General features: G+C 68.9%; 23 protein-coding genes, 2 tRNA genes, 1 other RNA gene and 1 pseudogene. 10 read left to right on the top strand and 17 right to left on the bottom strand.

All coding sequences use genetic code 11. The annotated features are described in order from the left end of the window. Window positions 1–25 precede the first annotated feature (25 nt). Together ACWZJV_RS16475 and ACWZJV_RS16470 are read right to left on the bottom strand one after the other, a co-directional pair. A complete protein-coding gene (locus tag ACWZJV_RS16475) occupies window positions 26–487 on the bottom strand; it encodes a RidA family protein (RefSeq protein WP_008356258.1) in 462 nt (153 codons plus the stop codon). Then, complete coding sequence (locus ACWZJV_RS16470; RefSeq protein WP_008356256.1) at window positions 484–639, bottom strand: DUF4177 domain-containing protein; 156 nt, start codon at window positions 637–639, stop codon at window positions 484–486. Before ACWZJV_RS16470 ends, ACWZJV_RS16475 begins: the two co-directional genes overlap by 4 nt. A gap of 92 nt (window positions 640–731) precedes the next feature. Here ACWZJV_RS16470 and ACWZJV_RS16465 point away from each other — a divergent pair, with 92 nt between their 5' ends. The 3 genes from ACWZJV_RS16465 to ACWZJV_RS16455 are packed head-to-tail and all read left to right on the top strand — an operon-like array spanning window position 732 to window position 3,753. Next, window positions 732–1,547, top strand: coding sequence for a maleylpyruvate isomerase family mycothiol-dependent enzyme (locus ACWZJV_RS16465; protein WP_457177192.1), 816 nt, complete (start codon window positions 732–734; stop codon window positions 1,545–1,547). Between the two features lie 26 nt (window positions 1,548–1,573). Next, window positions 1,574–2,590 (top strand): ArsA-related P-loop ATPase, encoded by a 1,017-nt coding sequence (locus ACWZJV_RS16460; protein ID WP_196875817.1) that lies wholly within the window; start codon window positions 1,574–1,576, stop codon window positions 2,588–2,590. Beyond that, complete coding sequence (locus tag ACWZJV_RS16455; RefSeq protein WP_008356250.1) at window positions 2,587–3,753, top strand: ArsA family ATPase; 1,167 nt, start codon at window positions 2,587–2,589, stop codon at window positions 3,751–3,753. The genes ACWZJV_RS16460 and ACWZJV_RS16455 overlap by 4 nt, the downstream gene beginning before the upstream one ends. 94 nt (window positions 3,754–3,847) lie before the next feature. Here the strand turns inward: ACWZJV_RS16455 and ACWZJV_RS16450 are convergent, their stop codons facing one another. Continuing rightward, window positions 3,848–4,123: a WhiB family transcriptional regulator gene (locus ACWZJV_RS16450; RefSeq protein WP_008356248.1), complete on the bottom strand. Its 276-nt coding sequence runs from the start codon at window positions 4,121–4,123 to the stop codon at window positions 3,848–3,850. 227 nt (window positions 4,124–4,350) lie between these two features. On the opposite strand from ACWZJV_RS16450, the gene ACWZJV_RS16445 reads away from it, so the two are divergent. Further along, window positions 4,351–6,792 (top strand): transglycosylase domain-containing protein, encoded by a 2,442-nt coding sequence (locus ACWZJV_RS16445; protein WP_457177188.1) that lies wholly within the window; start codon window positions 4,351–4,353, stop codon window positions 6,790–6,792. 69 nt (window positions 6,793–6,861) lie between these two features. On the opposite strand, the gene ACWZJV_RS16440 is transcribed toward ACWZJV_RS16445, so the two are convergent. Next, complete coding sequence (locus ACWZJV_RS16440; protein WP_457177186.1) at window positions 6,862–7,320, bottom strand: GatB/YqeY domain-containing protein; 459 nt, start codon at window positions 7,318–7,320, stop codon at window positions 6,862–6,864. 26 nt (window positions 7,321–7,346) lie between these two features. Here ACWZJV_RS16440 and ACWZJV_RS16435 point away from each other — a divergent pair, with 26 nt between their 5' ends. From ACWZJV_RS16435 to ACWZJV_RS16420, 4 genes are all read left to right on the top strand, one after another. After that, window positions 7,347–8,267: a metallophosphoesterase gene (locus tag ACWZJV_RS16435; RefSeq protein WP_457177184.1), complete on the top strand. Its 921-nt coding sequence runs from the start codon at window positions 7,347–7,349 to the stop codon at window positions 8,265–8,267. Window positions 8,268–8,339: 72 nt separating this feature from the next. Continuing rightward, window positions 8,340–8,413 (top strand) — tRNA-Pro (locus tag ACWZJV_RS16430). A gap of 71 nt (window positions 8,414–8,484) precedes the next feature. Further along, entirely contained in the window at window positions 8,485–8,943 is a 459-nt protein-coding gene (locus tag ACWZJV_RS16425; RefSeq protein WP_196875820.1) for a nitroreductase/quinone reductase family protein, read from the top strand. A gap of 37 nt (window positions 8,944–8,980) precedes the next feature. Next, a complete protein-coding gene (locus ACWZJV_RS16420; protein ID WP_457177182.1) occupies window positions 8,981–9,682 on the top strand; it encodes a hypothetical protein in 702 nt (233 codons plus the stop codon). A 99-nt stretch (window positions 9,683–9,781) separates the two neighbouring features. On the opposite strand, the gene ACWZJV_RS16415 is transcribed toward ACWZJV_RS16420, so the two are convergent. From ACWZJV_RS16415 to ACWZJV_RS16385, 7 genes and pseudogenes are all read right to left on the bottom strand, one after another. Next, window positions 9,782–10,825 carry an aspartate-semialdehyde dehydrogenase gene (locus ACWZJV_RS16415; protein ID WP_008356234.1) on the bottom strand — a complete coding sequence of 348 codons (1,044 nt, stop codon included), beginning with the start codon at window positions 10,823–10,825 and terminating at the stop codon, window positions 9,782–9,784. After that, on the bottom strand, window positions 10,822–11,316 hold the full coding sequence (locus ACWZJV_RS16410) for an ACT domain-containing protein (protein WP_378907276.1): 495 nt from the start codon (window positions 11,314–11,316) through the stop codon (window positions 10,822–10,824). Before ACWZJV_RS16410 ends, ACWZJV_RS16415 begins: the two co-directional genes overlap by 4 nt. Before the next feature lie 39 nt (window positions 11,317–11,355). Further along, window positions 11,356–12,660, bottom strand: a pseudogene (locus tag ACWZJV_RS16405) (aspartate kinase); the annotation flags it as partial. Window positions 12,661–12,671: 11 nt separating this feature from the next. Next, window positions 12,672–13,259, bottom strand: a complete 588-nt coding sequence (locus ACWZJV_RS16400; protein WP_008356230.1) for a DUF5063 domain-containing protein — start codon at window positions 13,257–13,259, stop codon at window positions 12,672–12,674. Window positions 13,260–13,345: 86 nt separating this feature from the next. Continuing rightward, on the bottom strand, window positions 13,346–13,942 hold the full coding sequence (recR, locus tag ACWZJV_RS16395; RefSeq protein ID WP_008356228.1) for a recombination mediator RecR: 597 nt from the start codon (window positions 13,940–13,942) through the stop codon (window positions 13,346–13,348). A 17-nt stretch (window positions 13,943–13,959) separates the two neighbouring features. Continuing rightward, complete coding sequence (locus ACWZJV_RS16390; RefSeq protein WP_457177180.1) at window positions 13,960–14,352, bottom strand: YbaB/EbfC family nucleoid-associated protein; 393 nt, start codon at window positions 14,350–14,352, stop codon at window positions 13,960–13,962. A 10-nt stretch (window positions 14,353–14,362) separates the two neighbouring features. Continuing rightward, window positions 14,363–16,450: a DNA polymerase III subunit gamma and tau gene (locus tag ACWZJV_RS16385; protein WP_457177178.1), complete on the bottom strand. Its 2,088-nt coding sequence runs from the start codon at window positions 16,448–16,450 to the stop codon at window positions 14,363–14,365. A gap of 172 nt (window positions 16,451–16,622) precedes the next feature. Here ACWZJV_RS16385 and ACWZJV_RS16380 point away from each other — a divergent pair, with 172 nt between their 5' ends. Then, the gene (locus ACWZJV_RS16380; protein ID WP_457177176.1) at window positions 16,623–17,228 is read left to right on the top strand and encodes a DUF4328 domain-containing protein; all 606 of its coding nucleotides are present in this window, start codon (window positions 16,623–16,625) and stop codon (window positions 17,226–17,228) included. A gap of 14 nt (window positions 17,229–17,242) precedes the next feature. Here the strand turns inward: ACWZJV_RS16380 and ffs are convergent. Beyond that, an RNA gene (gene ffs, locus ACWZJV_RS16375) (signal recognition particle sRNA small type) lies at window positions 17,243–17,333 on the bottom strand. Between the two features lie 100 nt (window positions 17,334–17,433). Between ffs and ACWZJV_RS16370 the strand changes: the two genes are divergently transcribed. Then, window positions 17,434–17,522 (top strand) — tRNA-Ser (locus tag ACWZJV_RS16370). Window positions 17,523–17,641: 119 nt separating this feature from the next. On the opposite strand, the gene ACWZJV_RS16365 is transcribed toward ACWZJV_RS16370, so the two are convergent. The 5 genes from ACWZJV_RS16365 to ACWZJV_RS16345 all read right to left on the bottom strand — a co-directional run bounded on the left by ACWZJV_RS16365 (window position 17,642) and on the right by ACWZJV_RS16345 (window position 22,393). After that, a complete protein-coding gene (locus ACWZJV_RS16365; protein WP_457177174.1) occupies window positions 17,642–18,790 on the bottom strand; it encodes a S8 family serine peptidase in 1,149 nt (382 codons plus the stop codon). Continuing rightward, window positions 18,772–20,187 (bottom strand): type VII secretion protein EccB, encoded by a 1,416-nt coding sequence (locus ACWZJV_RS16360; RefSeq protein ID WP_457177172.1) that lies wholly within the window; start codon window positions 20,185–20,187, stop codon window positions 18,772–18,774. The genes ACWZJV_RS16365 and ACWZJV_RS16360 overlap by 19 nt, the downstream gene beginning before the upstream one ends. Next, the gene (eccD, locus tag ACWZJV_RS16355) at window positions 20,187–21,557 is read right to left on the bottom strand and encodes a type VII secretion integral membrane protein EccD (protein ID WP_196875827.1); all 1,371 of its coding nucleotides are present in this window, start codon (window positions 21,555–21,557) and stop codon (window positions 20,187–20,189) included. The genes ACWZJV_RS16360 and eccD overlap by 1 nt, the downstream gene beginning before the upstream one ends. A gap of 182 nt (window positions 21,558–21,739) precedes the next feature. Then, window positions 21,740–22,033, bottom strand: a complete 294-nt coding sequence (locus ACWZJV_RS16350; RefSeq protein WP_008356212.1) for a WXG100 family type VII secretion target — start codon at window positions 22,031–22,033, stop codon at window positions 21,740–21,742. A gap of 30 nt (window positions 22,034–22,063) precedes the next feature. Beyond that, a complete protein-coding gene (locus ACWZJV_RS16345; RefSeq protein ID WP_008356211.1) occupies window positions 22,064–22,393 on the bottom strand; it encodes a WXG100 family type VII secretion target in 330 nt (109 codons plus the stop codon). Window positions 22,394–22,437: the final 44 nt, after the last annotated feature.

Here is a 22,437-nt window from a genome sequence, read left to right as displayed (position 1 = left end):
CCCGCGCCCTACCCCCATCCGAGGCTCAGATCTCGACGACGATCTCCACCTCGACAGGCGCGTCCAGCGGCAGGACGGGCACGCCGACGGCCGAGCGGGCGTGCCGGCCGGCGTCGCCGAAGACCTTGCCGAGCAGCTCGGAAGCACCGTTGGCGACACCCGGCTGGCCGGTGAAGTCGGGCGTGGAGGCGACGAAGCACAGCACCTTCACGACCCGCTTGACCTGCGAGAGGTCACCGATCTCGGCCTTGACCGCGGCCAGGGCGTTGAGCGCACACTGCTGCGCGGCTGCGTAGCCGTCCTCGGCCGTGACGTCCCCGCCGACCTTGCCGACCGAGAGCAGCGCACCGTCCTTCATCGGGAGCTGGCCCGAGGTGAAGACGTGGTTGCCCGAGCGCACCGCCGGGATGTAGGCCGCCACCGGCGGCACCACGTCCGGGACGCTCAGCCCGAGCTCGGCGAGGACCTCCTCAGGGGCGGCGCTCACTCCGAGACCGCCCGCTTGAAGAATCCGACGTAGTTGCCCGTGCCGTTGTCGAGGATGGTGACGAGCTCCCACCCGTCGGCACCGAAGTTGTTGAGGATCTGCGCCGCTGCGTGATTGAGGACCGGCGCCACCTGGTATTCCCACTTGGTCATAGCCGCACCCTACTTCGCGAGACCTGCGCGGCTCCTCCCGATGACATGGTTGGATCTTCCAACCGAGCGACAGAGCCACTACCGTCGGCCCCGTGACTTCCACCGAGCAGCTGAAGACGTACGTCGACACCTGGTGGTCCGCGATCCAGGACCTCCTCGCGCTCCTGGAGGAGCTCTCCGAGTCCGACTGGGACCGGCCCACCGATCTGCCCGGCTGGGACGTCCGCGCCATCGCCTCCCACGTCGCTCACCTCGAGGGCCTGACCGCCGGTGCTCCGCGCGAGGAGGCGGAGGTGCCCGAGTCGGCTCACATCAGGTCGCCGATGGGCCAGTTCACCGAGGTCGGCGTGCTCACCCGCCGCGAGGCCGCACCGGCGAGCATCATCGACGAGATCCGCCGCTACTCCTCCGTACGCCACCAAGAGCTGCTCGCCTCCCCGCCCGATGACCCGGCAGCGCCGGCGCCCGGCGTCTTCGGTGCGATCGGGTGGAGCAACGGCAAGCTGCTCCGCAACCGGCCGCTCGACGTCTGGCTGCACGAGCAGGACATCCGCCGCGCGACCGGCCGCCCGGGCAACCTCGACACCGCCGGCGCCCTCCACACCGCCGACTACCTGCTCGAAGGCGTCGGGTTCGTGCTCGCCAAGAAGGCCGGCGCCGACCCCGGCTGCACGGTCGTGGTCGAGGCCGAGGGCCACGCTCCGTACGCCTTCACGGTCACCCGGGAGGGCAAGGGAGTCCCCGTCGTGGACCCGGTGGCCGAGCCCACCGTCACGCTCTCCACCGACCGCGAGACGTACGTCCTCCTCGCCGGCGGCCGGGCCTCCGCCGACCCCGCCAAGGTGACGATCACCGGCGACACCACGCTCGGCAGCAAGATCGTCGAGAACCTCAACATCACCCCCTGAGGGCACGTCCCCGTTAGAGTCACCCCATGAGTTCCGACTGGCCCCATGTGCAGCTGCACGTGGTGACCGGCAAGGGCGGCACGGGCAAGTCGACGGTGGCTGCGGCCCTGGCGCTCGGGCTGGCCTCCCACGGAAAGAACGTCCTGCTCTGCGAGGTCGAGGGCCGGCAGGGTGTGGCGCGGATGTTCGACGTCGACCCGCTACCCTATGCCGAGACCCGCATCGCGACCGGGCTGCGGATGCGGTCCCGGTCCGGCGCCGACGCCGAGCCGGGCAACGTCTACGCCCTGCACATCGCTCCTGAGGAAGCGCTCCTCGAATACCTCAAGATGTACTACAAGCTCGGCCCGGCCGGCCGCGCCCTCGACCGCTTCGGCGTCATCGAGTTCGCGACCACGATCGCGCCCGGGGTCAGGGACGTCCTCCTGACCGGCAAGCTCTTCGAGGCCGTCCAGCGCAACAGCCGCAACAAGGGCGCCCGCACCTACGACGCCGTCGTGCTCGACGCTCCCCCGACCGGCCGGATCACGACCTTCCTCAACGTGTCCGAGTCCGTCGCGGGACTGGCCAAGGTCGGCCCGATCAAGAACCAGGCCGACACGATGATGACGCTGTTCCGCTCCCGGCGGACCGCGGTGCATCTGGTCACCCTGCTCGAGGAGATGCCGGTCCAGGAGACCGCCGACGGCATCAGCGAGCTGCGTGCCGCCGGGCTTCCGGTCGGCGGCGTCATCGTCAACCAGGTGCGCCCTCGCGACCTCCCCGACGAGTCCCTGGCCGCTGCCCTCACCGGCTCGCTCGACGGCGAGACCATCGCCGAGGACCTCAAGCGCGCCGGCGTCGAGCCCGACCCGGCCCTGATCGCCGCGCTGACCACGGAGGCGAAGGAGTACGCCGAGCGCCGATCCCTCGAGGACGCCCAGCGTGACCTCGTCGCCGGTCTCGGTGTCCCGACCTACGAGCTCAACCGGATCGCCGGCGGCATCGACATCGGCGGGCTCTACGAGCTCGCTGCTGAGCTGAAGGACCAGGGGCTCGCATGACGTCTCACCCCCGCGTCGGCCCGCTGGCCGCCCACGCCGACCACACCCGGACCCTCGAGGTCGACCGGCTGCTCGACGATCGAAACACCCACATCATCGTCTGCTGCGGCAGCGGCGGGGTCGGCAAGACGACCACGTCGGCCGCACTCGCGCTGCGGGCGGCCGAGCGCGGCCGCAAGGTGGTCGTGCTGACGATCGACCCCGCCCGGCGCCTCGCCCAGTCGATGGGCATCGCCCAGCTCGACAACACCCCGCGCCCCGTTCCCGGGGTCGGACCGGGCCGGCTCGACGCGATGATGCTCGACATGAAGCGCACCTTCGACGAGGTGGTCGAGTCCCAGGCCAGCCCGGAGAAGGCCCAGCAGATCCTCAACAACCAGTTCTACATCGCGCTGAGCTCCAGCTTCGCGGGCACGCAGGAATACATGGCGATGGAGAAGCTCGGCCAGCTCTACCGCGACTCGTTCGCCCACAACGGCGGCAACGGCGACTACGACCTGATCGTCGTCGACACGCCCCCGAGCCGGAGCGCCCTCGACTTCCTCGACGCACCCGAACGCCTCTCCAGCTTCCTCGACGGCCGGTTCCTGCGCCTGATGCTGGCGCCGGCGAAGGGACCGGTCCGGCTGATGTCGGCCGGGATCAGCATCGTGACCAACGCGCTCAAGAAGGTGCTCGGCGGGCAGATGCTCACCGACCTGCAGACCTTCGTCACCGCGCTCGACACCGTCTTCGGTGGCTTCCGGCAACGAGCACAGGAGACGTACGCACTGCTCCAGGCCGACGAGACCGCCTTCCTCGTCATCGCGGCCCCTGAGCCCGACGCACTGCGCGAGGCCGCCTACTTCGTCGAGCGGCTCTCCGGCGACCGGATGCCGCTCCAGGGGCTGGTCGTCAACCGGGCCACGCTGCCCGACGAGGCCTCGCTCACCGCCGCCGCGGCAGGTGCCGCCTCGGAGCGTCTCCCCGACGCACCGCTCACCGCCGGCCTGCTGCGGCTCCACGCCGACCGTGCCCTGCTGGTCGAGCGTCAGGACCAGCTGCGCGAGCGCTTCGCCGTCGCCCACCCGCACGTGCCGACCGCCGTGGTGCCGGCGCTGCCCGGTGACGTACACGATCTCGACGGGCTCCGCGAGATCGGCCGGTTGCTGGCCCAGGGCTGAGCACCTGGAAAAAGGGGAGAGCCAGGACGTACGTCACGTACGTCCTGGCTCCGACCAAGATCTTCAGCGATCCACTCGAGTAGGGGACGAGTGATCACTCCACCGAGGCACGGGTGCGTGCGGCCTCGAGCACGGCACGCCACGAGGCGTTGGGGCTGCGGCGGAGCAGCGCACGACGCTCGCGCTCGGTCATGCCGCCCCAGACACCCCACTCGATCTGGTTGTCGAGCGCCTCGGCCAGGCACTCGGTGCGGACCGCGCAGCCGGAGCAGACCAGCTTGGCCTTGTTCTGCTCGGCGCCACGTACGAAGAGCTCGTCGGGCTCGTTCTCACGACAAGCGGCCTGTAGCGACCATTCATCAACCCACATTGTGTGCCATCCCTTCGTCGGAGCGCATCGCCCTCCCCAGTTGACGGCGTGGGCGCCCGTGCGGACTAAAGGTTAAGGACCCTGACCTGTCGAGTGACACACCCTTCTTACCCAAAGTACGTAGTCCGAAATGACTAGTAGGGGCCTCGGGACCCCTTTGTGGCCTCCCTGTCCGGCCCCGGTTGCGAATCATGTGCTATTAGCCGCGATCACCTACGATGACGAGCATGTCCTCGCCGTCGCTGCGCCCGCAGACCGTGCTCAAGCATCTCGCCGTCATGTGTGGAGTGGCAGCCGTCCTCGGGGTCGTCGCCGCAGGTCTGGCCATCCCCTTCGCCGGGGTGGCCGGGATCGCGGCCAAGGAGACGGCCGAGAAGATGGACTCGCTGCCGAAGGCCTTCGAGGTCGACGACATGTCCCAGACGACCAAGATCGTCGACCGCAAAGGCAACCTGATCACGACGCTCTACGACCAGAACCGCGTCTACCGCCCGCTCGACCAGATCTCGTCCAACATGACGAAGGCGCTCCTGGCGATCGAGGACTACCGCTTCTACCAGCACGGCGCGATGGACCTCAAGGGCACGCTGCGCGCGCTGATCACCAACCAGGCCAGCGACTCGGTCCAGGGTGGCTCCTCGATCACCCAGCAGCTGGTGAAGACCACGCTGGTCTACTCCGCGAAGACCGAGGCCGAGCGCAAGGCGGCCATCGAGAAGTCCACGGCCCGCAAGATCCGCGAGCTGCGCTACGCGATCGCGCTGGAGGAGCAGCACTCCAAGGACTGGATCCTGGAGCGCTACCTCAACGCGGCCTACTTCGGTGACGGCGCCTACGGCGTCCAGGCGGCCGCGAAGCACTACTTCAACGTCAACGCCTCCGAGCTCAACTGGCAGCAGTCGGCGATGCTGGCCGGGATGGTGAAGAACCCCACCGGCTACGACCCGACCAACTACCCCGACGCCACCATCGCCCGCCGCAACGTCGTCATCGACCGGATGGCCGCGCTCAAGGTCGTCTCCCGTCCCGAGGCGGAGAAGCTGAAGGACGCCGGCCTCGGCCTCAACGTGCAGAAGCAGCGCAACGGCTGCCTCGGCTCCTCCGCGGAGTTCTTCTGCGACTACGTGATCAAGTGGCTGCTCAAGGACCCTGCCTTCGGCGAGAACGAGACCGACCGGCTGGCGCTGATCAAGTCGGGCGGTCTGACCATCAAGACCACGCTCGACCAACGCTTCCAGGACGCCGCCCAGGAGTCCGTCGAGGACCACGTCGACGCCACCGACCAGGCGATCGGGGCCCTGGCGATGGTCGAGCCCGGCAGCGGTCGGGTGCGGGCGCTGGCTCAGTCGCGACCGATGGGTGACAACAAGAAGAAGGGCCAGTCCTACCTCAACTACCTGGTCCCGAAGGAGAAGTCGGGCGACTCCAACGGCTTCCAGGCCGGGTCGACCTTCAAGGCGTTCACCCTGGCCGCGGCCATCGAGCAGGGCTTCCCGCTCAAGCAGAAGATCAACTCGCCCGAGGAGCTGACCCTCAACGAGTCGACCTTCGCCGGCTGCCCGGGCGACGGCAACCGCGTCGGCACCCACACGTTCCACAACTCCACCACCTCGGGCAGCAAGGACGCCTACACCGGCACCCGGGAGTCGGTGAACACCTTCTACGCCCAGCTCTTCCAGCTCACCGGCATGTGCACGCCCTACAAGATGGCGCAGAAGATGGGCGTCAAGCTCACCGCCCCGTTCGGCGTCAGCTTCGACGACGGTCACGTCTGCAAGCCGAGCGAGACCGGCTGCGGCGGCGCGGAGCGCGTGCCGACCTTCACCCTCGGCGTCGTCGACGTCAGCCCGCTGGAGATGGCCGAGGCGTACGCGACGTTCGGTGCCCGTGGCAAGCACTGCGACTCGGTGCCGGTCAACGAGATCCTCGACGCCAACGGCAAGGTCATCAAGAAGTACGCCCCGACCTGCCAGCAGGCGATGGCCAAGGGCACGGCCGACGCGGTCAACGACATCCTCCGCGGTGTGATGGAGCCGGGCGGCTTCGGCCAGAACCTGGCGCTGTCCGTCCCGAGCGCGGGCAAGACCGGGACCACGCAGGACAACAAGGCGGTGTGGCTGATGGGCTACACCCCGAGGCTCGCGACCGCCTCGATGATCGCCGGCGCCAACTCCAAGGGCACGCCGCTCAGCCTCAACGGCCAGGTCGTCGGTGGCAACTACGTCTACGAGGCAGCTGGTTCGACGACGGCCGGCCCGATGTGGGGCGGCGCGATGCAGGTGATCGACAAGTACCTCAAGTGGGAGGACTTCCACGAGCCCGACCCCAGCGTGATCGCCGGCCGCACGGTCGACGTCCCCTGGACGGGCGGAATGACCGTCGAGAAGGCGACGAAGGTGCTGCGGAAGGCCGGCTTCCAGGTCCAGGTCGGACCGGAGGCCTACTCCGAGTACGACCGCGGTCTGGTCGCCTTCACCACTCCCTCCGGCGACGCCGCCGAGGGGTCACCGGTCACGATCTACACCTCGCTGGGCCCGGAGCCGAAGCCCGAGCCGAAGAAGAAGAAAAAGCAGCCCGAGGAGTCGACGCCCCCGGAGGACGACGCCAAGCCGAAGCCGAGAGCCGATCCGAACGAGCCCGACTTCGGCTGGGAGTGGCCGACCGGCTGACGCCTGGCCCTGACGACGAGCGTGGCCCCCACCGATCCGGTGGGGGCCACGCTTCGTTCGGTGCTGCCGTCAGCCGAGTTGCTTGCGCACCTCAGCGGCCACGGCGCCGCCATCGGCCTTGCCCTTGGTCTGCGGGGTCAGGATGCCCATCACCTTGCCCATCGCGCGCATCCCCTCCTCGGCAGCACCGGTCTGGGCGATGGCCTTGCTGACCAGGTCGGAGATCTCCTCGGCGCTCAACTGAGCGGGCAGGTACTCCGTGATCACCGCGGCCTCCCCGGTCTCCTTCTCGGCCTGCTCGGTGCGGCCGCCCTCGGCGAAGGCGGTGGCCGCCTCGCGGCGCTTCTTGGCCTCACGGGTGAGGATCGTGATGATCTCGTCGTCGGTGAGCTCCTTGGCCTCCTTCCCGGCGACCTCGGCCTCGCTGATCGCGGCCATGACCATCCGCAGCGTGCCGGCGCGATCCTTGTCCCGAGCCTTCATCGCGGAGGTCAGGTCGGTGCGAAGTCGGTCCTTCAAAGAGCTCATGGGACCCATTGTGGCAGGGTTGAGCCATGCGGCTCGCCTCAGTAATCGGCGCAACCCTCGGCACCGGGCTCGCCACCGGCGCGGCCCTGACGACGTACGCCCTGTGGGAGGCCCGTCAGTACACGCTGCGCGACGTGACGCTGCCCGTGCTTCCCGAGGGCGCGGACCCGCTGCGGGTGCTGCACCTCTCCGACATGCACGTGGTCCCCTCGCAGCACAAGAAGCTCGACTGGATCGCCTCGCTCGCCGCGTTGAAGCCCGACCTGGTCGTCGACACCGGCGACAACCTCGCCCACCAGCGGGCGGTGCCGGCGATCGTCAACGCCCTCGGCACGCTGCTCGACGTGCCCGGGGTCTTCGTGCACGGGTCCAACGACTACTACGAGCCGCGGATGCGCAACCCGTTCGGCTACCTGTTGCCGGACAACGGCAAGCGGCGTACGAACGTGCCTGAGCTGCCCTGGCGCGACCTGTCCGCGTCGTTCACCAAGTCGGGCTGGCTCGATCTGACCAACACGCGCTCGTCGCTGACGGTCAACGGCATCGAGTTCGCCTTCGCCGGCGTCGACGACCCACACCTGGGACTCGACAACCTGCCCGCGGTCGCCGGGCCGGCGGACGCTGCTGCGGACGTACGCCTCGGGGTCGCGCACGCGCCTTATCTGCGGGTCCTGGACCAGTTCACCGCCGACGGCTACGACGCGATCCTGGCCGGTCACACCCACGGTGGTCAGGTCTGCCTGCCCGGCGGGCGGGCGCTGGCCACCAACTGCGACATCGACCCCGCCCGGGCGCGCGGGCTGCACACACACACCCATGCCGGACGGCAGGCCTGGCTGCACGTCTCGGCCGGCCTCGGCACCTCTCCCTACACCCGGATCCGCATCGCCTGCCGCCCCGAGGCCACCCTGCTGACGCTGACTCCGCGTGGTGCGTCTCGACGGTAGGGCTCGATTACGAGTCGGAGCAGTCTCTGGGCTATGCTCATTTCTCGTTGGACCGTTGATCGGTGCAGCATTCGGGTTGTAGCGCAGCTTGGTAGCGCACCTCGTTCGGGACGAGGGGGCCGCAGGTTCAAATCCTGTCAACCCGACATCGAGTTCAGGCTCGGAGATCGCAAGATCTCCGAGCCTGAGTTCATTTCCCGCCGGTAGTGTCGACGCCATGAGCTTCGACACTCGCAACGGCACCCGGGGCGCCAGGCAGCCCACCGCCAACCCCCTCCTGAAGCTGGGCAACAAGCTGATGATGCGCCGGGCCCGCAAGAGCGACTCCACGACGGCCGGGATGCGCCTGCTCGTGCTCACGACGATCGGCAAGAAGAGCGGCGAACCCCGTTCGTCGCCGCTGGCCTGGTTCCCCGGCGATGACGGCTCCTGGCTGATCGTCGCCTCCGCCGGCGGCGCGGCGAAGAACCCTGCGTGGTACTACAACCTCGCGGCCAACCCCGACCGCGTCACGATCGAGCTGGGCGGCGAGACCATCCCGGTGGTCGCCGAGCAGCTCCACGGTGAGGAGCGGGCGCAGGCCTGGGCCACGATCGTCGCGTCGGCTGCCAACTTCGGGAGCTACGAGAAGAAGACCGATCGCGAGATCCCGGTCATCCGTCTGACCCGCGCCTGAGTTCAAATGTGACGCGCGGCATGCGAAACTGCCCCTCATGAGCAACGACCCCGCCGACAAGCTCGCCGCGCCGTCGTTCGGCTTCAAGAAGAAGCGCGGGGGCACGAAGCCGACCAGCACCAAGCCAGAGAAGGCTCCCGCCGAGAAGACTCAGGTGCTCGAGACGGCACCACCCGTCGTCACTCCCGAGCCGCCTGCGGAGAAGTCCGCGGAGAAGCCTGCGCCGAAGCCTGCGAAGAAGCCTTCGCCCAAGCAGAAGGCCGAGAAGCCGGCCAAGCCCGCGAAGGAGCCGAAGGCACCCAAGGCTCCTCGAGAGCCGAAGGCCCCGAGGCAGCCGACGGACGCGATCCAGCGGCGCATCAACCTCGGCACCCCGTCGGGCTTGTCCGCGGCCGTCATGATCGGCGCCATCGTCGGCGCGGTCATGGCTCTGGCCGTCTGGTTCAGCGGCATGGTGAGCCAGTGGACGCGTGGCACGTCGTCGCTCGGCGACACCGGCGCAGTCGTCCTCATCGCCGTCTTCGTCCTCGCGGTCCTCGTCGGCGGCTACCTCCTCCGCCTGGCCAGCGCCCGCTCCCCCTTCACGATCAGCTTCCTCGGCTCGGCCCTCGTCGCCGTACTCTCGATGCTGTTCCTCACCGAGGTCTTCAACCACGCCTGGGGCGTGATCATCGTGGTGATCCTCACCGCCGCCGCGTACGCGCTCGCCTATTGGGTGACGACCAACTACATCGACTGACCACCTAGGCCGAGGCGTCACCTACGTCGGCCGAAGCGTCAACGCCGTCGGCCGAGGTGGCCCCGTGGTGCCACCTCGGCCGACGTGGGTGACGTCTCGTCAGAGGGCGGCGGCCACCAGCTCGGCGAGCTGGACCGTGTTGAGTGCGGCGCCCTTGCGGAGGTTGTCGTTGGAGATGAACAGCGCGAGGCCGCGGTTGTCCGGGACACCCTCGTCCTGACGGATGCGGCCGACGTAGGACGGGTCCTTGCCGGCGGCGTAGAGAGGCGTGGGTACGTCGCGGAGCTCGACGCCCGGGGCGTTCGCCAGGATCTCGGTGGCGCGCTCGGGGGTCAGCGGCGAGGAGAACTCGGCGTTGACCGCGAGCGAGTGGCCCGTGACGACCGGGACGCGGACGCAGATGCCGGAGACGCGCAGGTCGGGCAGGGAGAGGATCTTGCGCGACTCGTTGCGGAGCTTCTGCTCCTCGTCGGTCTCGTTGAGGCCGTCCTCGACCAGCGACCCGGCGTAGGGAAGGACGTTGTAGGCGATGGTCTCGACGTACTTGTCCGGCTCGGGGAAGGCGATCGCCGAGCCGTCGTAGGCCAGCTCGCTCGCCTTGTCGCCCGCCGCAGCGATGCCACGGACGAGCTCCTCGACACCGGCGACGCCCGAGCCGGAGACCGCCTGGTAGGTGGAGACGACGAGGCGCTCGAGGCCGGCCTCGTCGTGGAGCGCCTTGAGCACCGGCATCGCGGCCATCGTGGTGCAGTTCGGGTTGGCGATGATGCCCCGACGAGCCTCGATCACCCCGGCCATCGCGGACGGGTTGACCTCGGAGACGACCAGCGGGATCTCCGGGTCCTTGCGCCAGGCCGAGGAGTTGTCGATGACGATCACGCCGGCGTCGGCGAACTTCGGCGCCAGCGCCTTCGAGGTGGCGCCGCCGGCCGAGAAGATCGCGATGTCGAGCCCTGACGGATCGGCGGTGGCCGCGTCCTCGACGACGATCGAACGCTCACCGAACTCGATGGTCTTGCCCGCCGAGCGCGCGGAGGCGAAGAAACGTACCTCGCCGAGCGGGAAGTTCCGCTCGAGCAGGATCTGGCGTACGGCGACGCCCACCTGCCCGGTTGCTCCTACGATTCCCAGGTTGACGCTCATCGGCCGGTCCCTCCGTAGACGATGGCCTCTCCGTCGCTGTCGAGGCCGAATGCTCTGTGTGTGGCGCGCACTGCGCGGTCGAGGTCGTCGGCGCTGACGAGCACCGAGACGCGGATCTCCGAGGTCGAGACCATCCTGATCAGGACTCCCTCGGCGGCGAGCGCGGCGAAGAACTTCGCGGTGATCCCCGGATGCGTACGCATCCCGGCACCCACGATCGAGAGCTTGCCGATCTGCTCGTCGGTGACCGGGTCGGCGAAGCCGACCTCGGCCTGGATGTCGCCGAGCGCGGCACGCGCCTTCTTGACGTCGGCGCGCGGCAGCGTGAACGAGATGTCCGTACGCCGCGTCTCCTCGGCCGACACGTTCTGCACGATCATGTCGATGTTGATGCCGTTGTCGGCGAGGGTGTCGAAGATGCGGGCCGCCTCGCCGGGCTCGTCGGTGACGCCGGCGACGGTGATCTTGGCTTCGCCACGGTCGTGGGCCACGCCGACGATCTCCGGGGTGTCGCCATTGGCGTCGGCGCCGTAGGAGACCTTCTCGACCTCCACGTCGCTGAACCGCTCCGCCGCGGCCTGGACCGCGCGGTCGACCTCGTCGTCGCCGACGACGACCGAGACCCGGACCTCCGAGGTGGAGATCATCTGGATGTTGACCCCGGCCTGAGCGATGGCGGAGAAGAAGTCGGCAATCTTCTTCGGCTGCGTACGCAGCCCGGCGCCGATCAGGGAGACCTTGCCCATCCGCGGCTCGGTGCTCACCCGCTCGAAGCCGAGCTCCTCACGCGCCAGCTCCAGCGCCTTCCCGGCCCGCTCGGCGTCGTCACGGGGCAGCGTGAAGGTGATGTCGGTGCGCTCGGCGGCCGCCGACGACGAGTCCTGGACCACCATGTCGACGTTGATGCCGACCCCGGCGATGATCTCGAAGACCTTCGCGGCGGCGCCCACCTGGTCGGGCGCGTTGACGACCGTGATCTTCGCCTGGCTGCGGTCGTAGGCGATGGCCGCGACGATCGGCGCCTCCATGCCGGCGTCCGCGCTCGGCTGGTGGTCGGCGCGCGGCGAGACCGCGTCGATGCTGCCCTTCACGACGGTGCCGTTGAGGGTGGAGAAGGAGGAGCGTACGTGGATCGGGAGGCTGTGGCGCCGCGCGAACTCCACCGAGCGCAGGTGGAGCACCTTGGCACCGGAGGCGGCCAGCTCGAGCATCTCCTCGAAGGCGACCTCGCTGAGCTTGCGGGCGGTCGGGACGATCCGCGGGTCGGCGGTGAACACGCCGTCGACGTCGGTATAGATCTCGCAGACGTCGGCGTTCAGCGCCACCGCCAGCGCGACCGCGGTGGTGTCGGTGCCGCCACGGCCCAGCGTGGTGATGTCCTTGGTGTCCTTGGAGACGCCCTGGAAGCCGGCCACGATCGCGATCGCACCGTCGGCGATCGCCGCCTGGATCCGCTCCGGGGTGATGCTGAGGATCTTGGCGCGCCCGTGCTGCGCGTCGGTGATCAGACCGGCCTGCGACCCGGTGAACGACCGGGCCTCGTACGCCAGGCCGCGCTCGTTCGCGACGTCGTTGATCGCCATCGCGAGCAGCGCCATCGACTGCCGCTCCCCGGAGGTGAGCAGCATGTCGAACTCACGCGCGTGGGCGGTGGCGTCGGGCGAGACCTTGTTGGCCAGGTCGATCAGCTCGTCAGTGGTGTCGCCCATGGCGGACACGGCCACGACCACGTCGTGGCCCTGCTCTTTGGTCGCGACCACTCGCTGAGCTACACGCTTGATGCCTGCGGCATCCGCAACCGAGCTGCCACCGTACTTCTGAACGACGATTCCCACGTCGCAGAAGTCTACGTGGCCGTCGCGGCCGTCTTCTCCAGCATCTCATCAGCGGCCGCCAGGTCCTCGTCCTCACCGGTGAACGGCTCGGAGTCGAGGCGGTCGTGAGCCACCACCGTGAGCAGCGCGTTGAGCACCGCGCCGGCCAGGTTGCCCCAGTTGTTGACGTAGCTGAACTGCCACCACCACAGCGCCTCGTCCACGTCGCCGAGACGGTAGTGCCGCAGGCCGTACTCCAGATCGGTCACCAGGCTGGCGACGTCGTCGGAGATCTGGCTGTCGACCACGTCCGGGCTGTAAGGATCGAAGACGAAGCTGTAGGTGTCGATGTCGCCGAACATCTCGGCCAGCCCCATCCGAAGCTCGTCGACGTCGGCCTCCATGCCGACGTCGGGCTGGAACTCCTCCCGTGGCTCGAAGTCCTGCTGGGCGCCCAGTCGCGCACCCGCCAGCAGGATCTGGCTCACTTCCAGCAGCAGCATCGGGACAGCGCTGCCGCCGTCGCCGTCTGCAGCGATCGCGCGCACCGAGAGCAGAAAGCTCTCCACCGAGTCGGCGATGCTGGTGGCGAAGTCCTTGCCGGTCAAGTCGTTCGTCATGACGGCCCCCTTCCCGAGGTCCCTTGAATCGTCAGGCTACCGCCGAAGCCGCGGCCTGACGAGGGTAAAGAGTCTGCTCTTAGGGACTACTCAGCCGCGCGGCGACCGGCGAACGCGCGCCCGAGAGTGACCTCGTCGGCGTACTCCAGGTCGCCGCCCACCGGAAGACCGCTGGCCAGACGGGTGACCTTCAGCCCGAGCGGGCTCAGCTGACGGGTCAGGTAGGTCGCCGTCGCCTCGCCCTCGAGGTTGGGGTCCGTGGCGAGGATCACCTCGGTGATCCCGGGGTCGTTGAGCCGCTGGACGAGCTCACGGATCCGGAGCTGGTCGGGACCGATCCCGTCGATCGGGCTGATCGCGCCACCGAGCACGTGGTAGCGCCCGCGGAACTCGCGGGTGCGCTCGATCGCGACGACGTCCTTGTATTCCTCGACCACGCACAGCACCGACTGCTCGCGACGCGGGTCGCGACAGATCCGGCACGTCTCCTCCTCGGAGACGTTGAAGCAGACCGAGCAGAACTTCACCTTCGCCTTGACCTCGTTGAGGATCGAGGCCAGCCGATGTACGTCGGCGGGATCAGCCTGGAGCAGATGGAAAGCGATCCGCTGGGCACTCTTCGGGCCTACGCCCGGGAGCCGTCCCAGCTCGTCGATGAGGTCTTGGACCACACCCTCGTACAACGCTGTTGCCTGTCCTTCTAGAAGCCGAGCTTGAACGGCGGCTCGTCGCCGCCGGGGGCACCCATACCGCCGCCGAGGCCGCCCGCGAGCGGGCCCATCGCCTCGCCGGCGAGGGCGTCTGCCTTGCCCTTCGCGTCGCGGTAGGCGGCGACGATCACGGCACCGAGGTCCTCGAGGTCGTCGGGGCTGCTGCCGTCGAACTCGCCCTGCTTGATCTCCACGCCGACCAGCTCGCCGGTGCCGGTGAGCTTGACGGTCACCGCACCGCCGGCGACGGTGCCGTCGACGATCGTCTCGGCGAGCTTCTCCTGGGCGTCGACGATCTGGCTCTGCAGCGCCTGCGCCTGCTGCATGATCGCGTTGAGGTCGAAGCCGCCCTCGCCACCGAGGCCTTCGAGTGGGTTCGTCATCTGTGCCGTCCTAGTTGTGAGGAATCTCTTCGATCATCGTTGCACCCAGCTCCTGAGCGAGCAGTGCCTCGGCACCCATCGCGGCCGGACCGTCGTAGGCCTGGTCGTCGGGGTTCACCGCGGCGTCGGCCTCGGCCAGACGGGCCGCGGTGTCGTCGACCGGGGGCTCGTAGTCGGCCGCACGCGTCGGCCGGATCGCCTCGCGCGCCAGCGCGATCGCTCCAGGATCGGCCGGCTGTGTCGCAGGCGACTCCGGCGGAGCGGGCGGCTGGTCGGGCGGGGGCGGCTCGGCGGCCCAGTCGGGCGGCGGGGCCTGCTCGTTCCAGGACGCCTCCGGCGGCTGCTGCGGCTGGGTGGGCTCCTGCGGCTGGCTCGGCTGAGGCTGCGGCGGGGCCTGCCGCTGCGGGGCGCTCTGGCCACCGCCGGCGACGATCGCCTCGATCTTCGGCTGGATGCCGATCACGTTGACCAGCGCCTGCCCGAGGATCGGCTCGTGCCCGCCGGTCGCGAACCGGTCACGCAGCCCCGGCGAGGCGAACCCGAGGGTGAGCACGCCGTCGCGGAAGTCGATCACCTGCGCGTTCTGACCCACCAGGGACCAGGTCGCCCGGCGCAGGCCCTTGGTCTGGGCGATCACGTCGTCCCACAGACGGCGGATGTCCACGTTGCCCATGCCACCCGGCTGTGCCGGCGCCTGGGGCTGACTCGGCGGCTCCGGTGCGGGCGGGGTCGCCGGAGCCTGCTGCTGCGGAGGCATCTCGGCGGCCGGGGCGGGCTCGCGCGCGGGCTCGGGCTTCGGGGCGTACATCTGGACGGGCTCGGGCGGCGGCGCGACCGTCTCGTGTCCCGGCGCACCGACGGACGGCTTGAGCACCGGCCGGTCCTGGGCCGGGGCGGGAGCCACCGGAGCAGCGGTCACCGTCGGCGTACCGCTGATCTCGATCCTCCGCTCGAGACGGTCCAGGCGCGCGGCGAGGCCGTCGGCGCCATCGGCCGCGGGCAGCAGGACCCGGGCACAGATCAGCTCGAGCAGGAGTCGGGGCGCGGTGGCACCGCGCATCTCGGTCAGACCGGTCGCGACCGCGTCGGCCGCCCGGGAGAGGTCGTGGGGTCCGAAGCGACCGGCCTGGGCGACCAGCCGCTCGCCACCGTCCTCGGAGACGTCGATGAGGCCGGTCGCGGGCGCGTCCGGGACCGCCTTGACGATCACCAGGTCACGCAAGCGGCGCAGCAGGTCCTCGGTGAACCGCCGCGGGTCCTGGCCGGTCTCGATGATCTTGTCGATCACCCCGAAGACCGCGGCACCGTCGTGAGCCGCGAAGGCGTCGACGACCTCGTCGAGCAACGCGTCCGGGGTGTAGCCGAGCAGCCCGGCGGCCAGCTCGTAGGTCACGCCCTCAGGGCCGGCGCCACCGAGCAGCTGGTCCATCACCGAGAGGCTGTCGCGCATCGACCCGGCACCCGCGCGGGCGACCAGCGGCAGCGCGGCCGGCTCGACGTTGATGCCCTCCTTCTCGCACAGGGTCGCGATGTAGTCGGAGACCAGCTTCGGCGGGAAGAGGCGGAACGGATAGTGGTGGGTGCGCGACCGGATCGTCGGGATGACCTTCTCCGGCTCCGTCGTCGCGAAGATGAACCGCAGGTGCTCCGGCGGCTCCTCGACGAGCTTGAGCAACGCGTTGAAGCCCTGCGTCGAGACCATGTGGGCCTCATCGATGATGTAGACCTTGTAGCGGCTCTTCACCGGCGCGAAGAACGCTTTCTCCCGCAGGTCACGGGCATCGTCGACACCACCGTGCGACGCCGCGTCGATCTCGATCACGTCGATGCTGCCCGGCCCGCCGCGCGCCAGGTCGCGGCACGAGTCGCACTCTCCGCACGGGTCCGCGATCGGTGCCTTCTCGCAGTTCAGCGCACGCGCCAGGATCCGCGCCGAGGTCGTCTTTCCGCAGCCGCGTGGGCCCGAGAAGAGGTACGCATGGTTGACCCGGTTGCCCGCCAGCGCATTGCGCAGCGGGCCGGTGACGTGATCTTGACCGATGACCTCGGCAAACGTCTCCGGCCGGTAGCGGCGGTAGAGAGCTAGCGGTGCGTCCACCCCATGAACCCTAACGACACCCACCGACAGTCGGTAGCCGCCGGGCGGCCCGGTCGTGGACGAACCCGCAAAGTGGGTCGTTCTGACCCATTCTCCTGCGCAGCCCTCCACCGGCGGACCAGCATTCGCCCAGGGCGCTTGTGGGCGTCGGACATTTCCGGAAGGACGATCGATGGACCATCACGACGACACGCTGTCGATGTTGCCGCACCAGCCCGTCCCCCAGCACCTGCCGGCTGTCCCGCGTGGTCTGGCGAAGGTCGTGATCGCCCTGGCCGTCGCCCTCACGGTGTTTCAGCTGGTCACCTACGCGATCCACTCGGTTCCTTCCCCTGCGCGGTGGGCTTGGGACGTACTCACGCTGATCTCGTTGGCTGCAATCGGGACCGTCATCGCCGTCTACCTGGTGGGCACCCTGTGGCTCCTGCGAAGCTACGACTTCGCGAAGCTGGTCGATCCGACGTTCCCCATGCGGCGCAGCCGATCATGGACGTGGCTCGGGTGGTGGGTTCCGATCGTGTCGCTCTGGTTTCCCTTCCAGATCGTCGACGACGTACGCCGCGCGACCGCGAAGGGCGAGACCCGTCCGAGTCCGGCCCTCTGGTGGGCAGCCTGGTTGATCGCCACCTGGGCGCCGCAGATCCCCATGAGAGACGACGGCGGGCTGCTGGTCACCAGCCGCGACGCGGTCTCCGTCGTCGCGATGGTGGTCGCGTGTGTCGCGTGGATCTCGATCGTCCGCGGGATCACCCGCGACCAGGGCGCCGCTCGCGGGTGACGTCAGGAAATAGAAAAGGCCCCCCACGTACCCAACAGAGCTCGCTTATCCTTGCTGCCTTCCGGCCCTGGGGAGGTTCGACAAGATGTCGCCACATGGGGGGTTGCCGATGAGTCTAGACGAGTCGCCGCGCCGATCCCAAAGGCGGCCCGCTGGCCCTGCGCCGATTTCCCCCAGGCTCGCGGATCCGCGTAGGATCCCTCACGGATCTGTCGCCTAGTGGCCTATGGCGCACGGCTGGAATCCGTGTTGGGTTAATAGCCCTCGGGGGTTCGAATCCCCCCAGATCCGCCAGCAGGAAACCACGGTTGACCTGCAAGAACGCCGATCCGGACAGCGCAAGCTCCGGATCGGCGTTCTTCATTTCGCAGCGGTTCGGTCCAAGACGGCGTACGCCTCGGCATCCTGACGAGCTACATCGAGCCCTTGCGACGTGAGAACAGCGGCCGCAGGACCAGCCCGAGCCCGAGCGCGCCGCCACCGCCGATGCCCCACCAGACCGCGTTGTCGCGGACAGAGGCCAGCGGGTCGACCTTCTCGCGGGCCATCGGGGCCTGCTCGACCTCCGGGGGCTCGGCGGCTTCCTTGACGGCCGGCCTCATGAGCGCGTCGTAGGCGTTCACGACTCCGGCGCCCCAGTATCTGCCGCCCTGGCCCTCACGGCCCGAGGTGGTGCTGTAGAGGCGGTCGATGACCTGGCTGGAGCTCCAGCCTGGGTTGGTTGACCAGATGAGCGCAAGGACCCCCGAGACCTCGGCGGAGGCGAAGGAGGTGGAGATCGTGTCGACCCAGCACGAGTGGCCGAAGAGGGTCTTCGAGGGCGCACCGTACGTCGGAGCGGCGACGTCCGTGTTGGAGTTGGGCAGCACCGTGGAATCGGTGGGATCCGACGCCCAGGTGCCGGAGGCACTGACCGTCACCACCGAGTCGTTGGCGTTCGGAAAGACCTTGGGGCCGACGTCCCGGTCCGTATCGGTGGCGATGCCGGACCAGTCCGCGGCCATCACCACGATGGCCCCCTTCTTGATGAGCGTGTCGACCGCCGTCTGGAGACCCGACGCGCCCTGCGTCGCAGGCAGACCGATGTCGACGATCAGACCCTTGGCGTTGCCCTTGGCCAAGGAGTTGAGCTGAGCGACCATCTGCTTGGCGTCGATCGTCGACTTCTCCTGGCCGACCTTGAGGACCGGGTGGTCGCTGAGCTTCGCCTTCGGCGCGATCTGGGAGATCAGACCTGCTGCGACGGTGCCGCGATAGTCCTGCGCGCTGCGGCTGTAGCCGGAGTCGACCACCGCGACACGGATCCCCTGGCCCTGCTTGCTCACCTGCTGCGCCTCAGCAATCCGCATGATCGCGAACGGAGCCGCCTTCTCCGGCACCGGCGCCGTCCGCGTCTCCGGCTTCTGGGGTGTGCCACCACCGGTGTTCGTGGCGTAGGCCGAGCAAAACGGCCGCTCCTCCGCTGCGTACGCGGGGCTCGGGCTGCCGAGCAGGGCCAGCCCGCCGACGACGGCGGCGAGCGTGATACCGCCACGGACCAGTGTCACTGGATCGCCACGCACTGGCTCTCCTGAACCTCTCCGGTGTTCGGCGGGCACAGGGCGAGCTCCGTCGAGAGCGCTGCGCCGGCGGGAAGCAGCTGGAGCCACGTGCCCGGGACGATCGGACCGGAGTCGGCTGTCAGACCGAGCCGCTCCACCGTGAGTTTGCCGTCGAGGGTGTTGGCAGTGCCGCGGGCATCGATCAGGTAGGGCGTCCCGCTCTTCTTGTCGAGCTCCTCACCGTTGGCGGCGTACACGAAGGCACCCTTGCCGGGGTCGACCCGGACCGAGGTGAAGTCGCTCGCCTCAGGAGGCTCCGACGCCGGCCAGGCGTTGTTGCCCGGGTCGATGCCGAGCCGCACCGTCGTACCGTCCGCGGTGTCCAGCTTCGCACAAGCGCTCGAGATACCCGGGTCGAGCTCGGTCTTGGGCCAGAAGGTCTCCAAGGTCTCGCCGTCGATCGTGGGGCCGCTGTCCAGCGACTGGGTGTTGACCGATTTGCCCGCTGCCTGCAGGGCGGTGTCGTACACCTCAGCGGTGAAGTCGCTGATGCGAATCCAGCCGCTCTCCGTCAAGAGGTAGCTCTTGGTGTCGAAGATGCCCTTGGTCCCGATCGGATAGTCCTCACCGGCCACCGCTTGGCCGAACTTCGAGTACGCGCTTCCGAATGCCTCCGCTCCCAGCGGGGAACCAGCGGGGAACAGGTTGACCCACGCCTGCGGGACCTTGAGCGTCGGCGGGGAATCATTGAAGACACGGTCGGCGTACGTCTCCTGATCGCCGTCGATCTTGTAGCTGTAGGCCTGGGTGTAGCCCTCATCGGTCCGATACTCGGCGATGAGGTAGTTGCCCGCTTCGGTCTGCACCATGAAGCCGGTGTTGGCGGCCGCCTTCACGTCCGGCTTCTCGGAGATGTTCAGGTACGTCCCCGCCCCGTCGGCTGTGCATGCGGTCCAGCCGGTGTTGATGAAGTCGGACTTCAGCGGCAGCTCCTCCGGCACCTTGGGGCCGGAGAGGCCGATCGTCTGCTTCGGGAACTCCTTGTCGATCTCCTCCTGGTCGATGACCTTGGACTTCTTCTCCAGGTCGAGACCGAGGATGAGCTGAGCGCTGGCGAGATTGACGACCGGGTGCAGCTCCTTGGCGTTGTCCGGACCGGTGACGACGTAGCGGGCGCCACCCTTGGTCACGATCAGGCCGTCCACGTCGGCCCAGCCGGTCGCGGCCTTGGGCGAGAGGAAGTGGGCGACAGCGCCGCCGGCGATGAGCAGCACCGCGAGCACGACGCCACCGAAGACCGAGCGGCCCGGCCGGGCCGGCTCGACCTCACGCCCGCCGGGGGCACCGGAGAGGAACGCGGAGACGAGCCGGCGGCGGCTGAAGGCGTGCGCCTCTACGAGGTCCTTCTTGCTGGCCATCAGAAACCAGCCACCGCGGCGCCGAAGAGGCCCGAGGCGAGCACCATCAGCGGCAGCATCGCGAGCAGGCAGATCGTCTCGGCGACGTCGGCCAGCCGACCGCGCCGGATCGACCCGACGTCGGGGACGAGCGTCAGCACCAGGAGTACGCCACCCGCGGCCGCCAGCACGACGGCGGTCGTCGGCCGCCACGACTCGTGGTAGACCAGCAGGGCGGCACCGATCGCGAGCAGGCCGGCGATGCCGGAGACCAGCCCGACGAGCACCTCGGACCCCGTCCGGTACTGCCGGGTACGCAGCATCAGCACGACACACGCGGCGACGGCCAGCAGCGTGCCGAACAGCCCGAGACGCACCACGAACGGCGCGGTCAGCACGACCAGCACGCCGACGGAGAGCGAGATCGCGACCAGGATCTCGTGAGCGACCTTGGCGTCGACCCGGACCTGGTCCTTCCGGATCTCGTCCGGGTCGAGGTTGATGTCCTCGTCGGAGTAGAGCTGCGGGACGTCGGTCTTGGTCGTGCTCAGCGCCAGCCACGGGAAGAAGCTGCCGGCGAGCACGACCACGACCAGCACGATGCCGAGCACGACGCCGGCCTTCCAGCCGGTCGCGCTCAGCAGCAGGCCGGCCACGAGGAACACTCCACCGACGAGCGCACCCGGCATCGCCAGCATCCGGGCCTCGCCCAGGCCGAGGAAGCCGATGGCGGAGAGGAGCATCGCGCCCGCACCGGCGAACGCCAGCGGCATCCCCACACCGCCGTCCAGGCCGAGGGCGGCCGCGCCGATCAGAAAGCCGGCGACCGCGCCGTAGACCTCTCCGATCCAGACCGCGGCGATCGCGGCGTCGTTCTCCGCCTCGAGCCTGGAGAGCACGATCGCGCCTCCGGCGAGGACGATGCCGATCACCGCGGCGGCGACGCCGGCGAGCATCGACGGCGCCTGGGTCCACAGCGCACCGGCGCCGAGGAGCAGGAGCAGTGCGGCGGCCAGCAGTGACGTACGACGTCCGGCTTCGGGCTCCCAGGGAGCCATCTCGCTCTCGACGACGTCGGTCATCGCCTCGACCACGTCGTCGTAGACCCGCGGCGGCTTGTCGTCGATCCCGGCGCTCACGGTGAGCACGCCACCGTCCTCGACGCCCTGCGGGATCAGGCCCAGGTCGCCGGCGAGCTTGCGTCCGTCGGCGAGCACGACGCGGTAGCCGGCGTAGGCCGTCTGCGGGTCGAGCAGCCCGACGCTTCGCGCGAGCTCCGGCACGAGCTCCGCCACCGGCACCGAACCCGGCAGGACCAGATCCATCCGACGGGTGCCGGAGGCGACCGTCACCCGGACCAGCCCAGTGGGCGCCACCTGCGCCTGCGTCATTTCACGAACTCCTCGCGTCGTGCCTGTGCCCGAGACGAACCGACCGAATGTCCCGGGAGTTGCGCCGAATGTCTGCTCGTGGCTCAGCCGACGAGCGTCAGCGCTGACTTTGCCATAAAACCAGTGACGAGGGGACCGGTGCCCCGCACCGGTCCCCTCGTGTTGCCTGTGTGCTGAAGAACTCAGCCGCCGAAGCCGCCGGCACCGCGCATGTCAGCCTCGTGCATCCGCGCCTGCGACTCGTTGACGAACTTGCTGCTGCGGTCAAGCGTGGCACTCAGCTCACGGATGGTCCCGTTCCACTTGGCCTGCGCCTGGTTGTAGGCGTTGGCCGCCTCACCGGTGAAGTTCTCCTGGAGGTTCAGGATGTACCTCTCGAGCTCGTCGAGGGCGCCGTCCATCTCCTTCACGCCCTTGAGCAGCACGTCCACGATCGAGCCCATGGCTCCGTGGTTAACGACAATCTCTTCGCCCATGACAGTTCCCTTTCAGTCTGTTGCGTCGGGTCAGAACGAGTACTTGGTGCCCTCGACCTGGCTGCTGATGGCGCTGGTCTGCCCCGCGACATCCTGGTCGGCGTCGGACCCCAGCTGGCGGGCCTTGGTGAGCCCCGCGGTGAGCTGGTCGAGCGCCGTGGTGATCTCGCGAGCCTTCTCGTTGTAGGTGTTCATGAGCTGCTGGAACGCGTTGCCACCAGCACCCTTCCACCCGGAGGACCCAGCAGACTGAGCCTCGGAGACCGTGCGGGAGTTGATGTTCTCCAGCTTGGCCTTCGTCTCCTCGATGAACTTGACGGCGGACTCGATCGCCTGCCCTTGCTTGATCTCACTGCTCATGGTGCTGTCCTTCCACCGGCGGAACCGGTTTCCTAGGTTTGATA

The sequence above is a fragment of the Nocardioides sp. WG-D5 genome (assembly GCF_054031175.1).
This window is presented reverse-complemented; position numbering and strand designations above follow the sequence as displayed.

Excerpts from the sequence above, each read along its gene's own strand:
- ACWZJV_RS16470 (WP_008356256.1), bottom strand. The coding sequence starts at position 639 with ATGACCAAGTGGGAATACCAGGTGGCGCCGGTCCTCAATCACGCAGCG.
- ACWZJV_RS16460 (WP_196875817.1), top strand. The coding sequence starts at position 1,574 with ATGAGTTCCGACTGGCCCCATGTGCAGCTGCACGTGGTGACCGGCAAG.
- ACWZJV_RS16455 (WP_008356250.1), top strand. The coding sequence starts at position 2,587 with ATGACGTCTCACCCCCGCGTCGGCCCGCTGGCCGCCCACGCCGACCAC.
- ACWZJV_RS16450 (WP_008356248.1), bottom strand. The coding sequence starts at position 4,123 with ATGTGGGTTGATGAATGGTCGCTACAGGCCGCTTGTCGTGAGAACGAG.
- ACWZJV_RS16445 (WP_457177188.1), top strand. The coding sequence starts at position 4,351 with ATGTCCTCGCCGTCGCTGCGCCCGCAGACCGTGCTCAAGCATCTCGCC.
- ACWZJV_RS16440 (WP_457177186.1), bottom strand. The coding sequence starts at position 7,320 with ATGAGCTCTTTGAAGGACCGACTTCGCACCGACCTGACCTCCGCGATG.
- ACWZJV_RS16435 (WP_457177184.1), top strand. The coding sequence starts at position 7,347 with ATGCGGCTCGCCTCAGTAATCGGCGCAACCCTCGGCACCGGGCTCGCC.
- ACWZJV_RS16425 (WP_196875820.1), top strand. The coding sequence starts at position 8,485 with ATGAGCTTCGACACTCGCAACGGCACCCGGGGCGCCAGGCAGCCCACC.
- ACWZJV_RS16420 (WP_457177182.1), top strand. The coding sequence starts at position 8,981 with ATGAGCAACGACCCCGCCGACAAGCTCGCCGCGCCGTCGTTCGGCTTC.
- ACWZJV_RS16415 (WP_008356234.1), bottom strand. The coding sequence starts at position 10,825 with ATGAGCGTCAACCTGGGAATCGTAGGAGCAACCGGGCAGGTGGGCGTC.
- ACWZJV_RS16400 (WP_008356230.1), bottom strand. The coding sequence starts at position 13,259 with ATGACGAACGACTTGACCGGCAAGGACTTCGCCACCAGCATCGCCGAC.
- ACWZJV_RS16390 (WP_457177180.1), bottom strand. The coding sequence starts at position 14,352 with ATGACGAACCCACTCGAAGGCCTCGGTGGCGAGGGCGGCTTCGACCTC.
- ACWZJV_RS16380 (WP_457177176.1), top strand. The coding sequence starts at position 16,623 with ATGGACCATCACGACGACACGCTGTCGATGTTGCCGCACCAGCCCGTC.
- ACWZJV_RS16360 (WP_457177172.1), bottom strand. The coding sequence starts at position 20,187 with ATGGCCAGCAAGAAGGACCTCGTAGAGGCGCACGCCTTCAGCCGCCGC.
- eccD (WP_196875827.1), bottom strand. The coding sequence starts at position 21,557 with ATGACGCAGGCGCAGGTGGCGCCCACTGGGCTGGTCCGGGTGACGGTC.
- ACWZJV_RS16350 (WP_008356212.1), bottom strand. The coding sequence starts at position 22,033 with ATGGGCGAAGAGATTGTCGTTAACCACGGAGCCATGGGCTCGATCGTG.
- ACWZJV_RS16345 (WP_008356211.1), bottom strand. The coding sequence starts at position 22,393 with ATGAGCAGTGAGATCAAGCAAGGGCAGGCGATCGAGTCCGCCGTCAAG.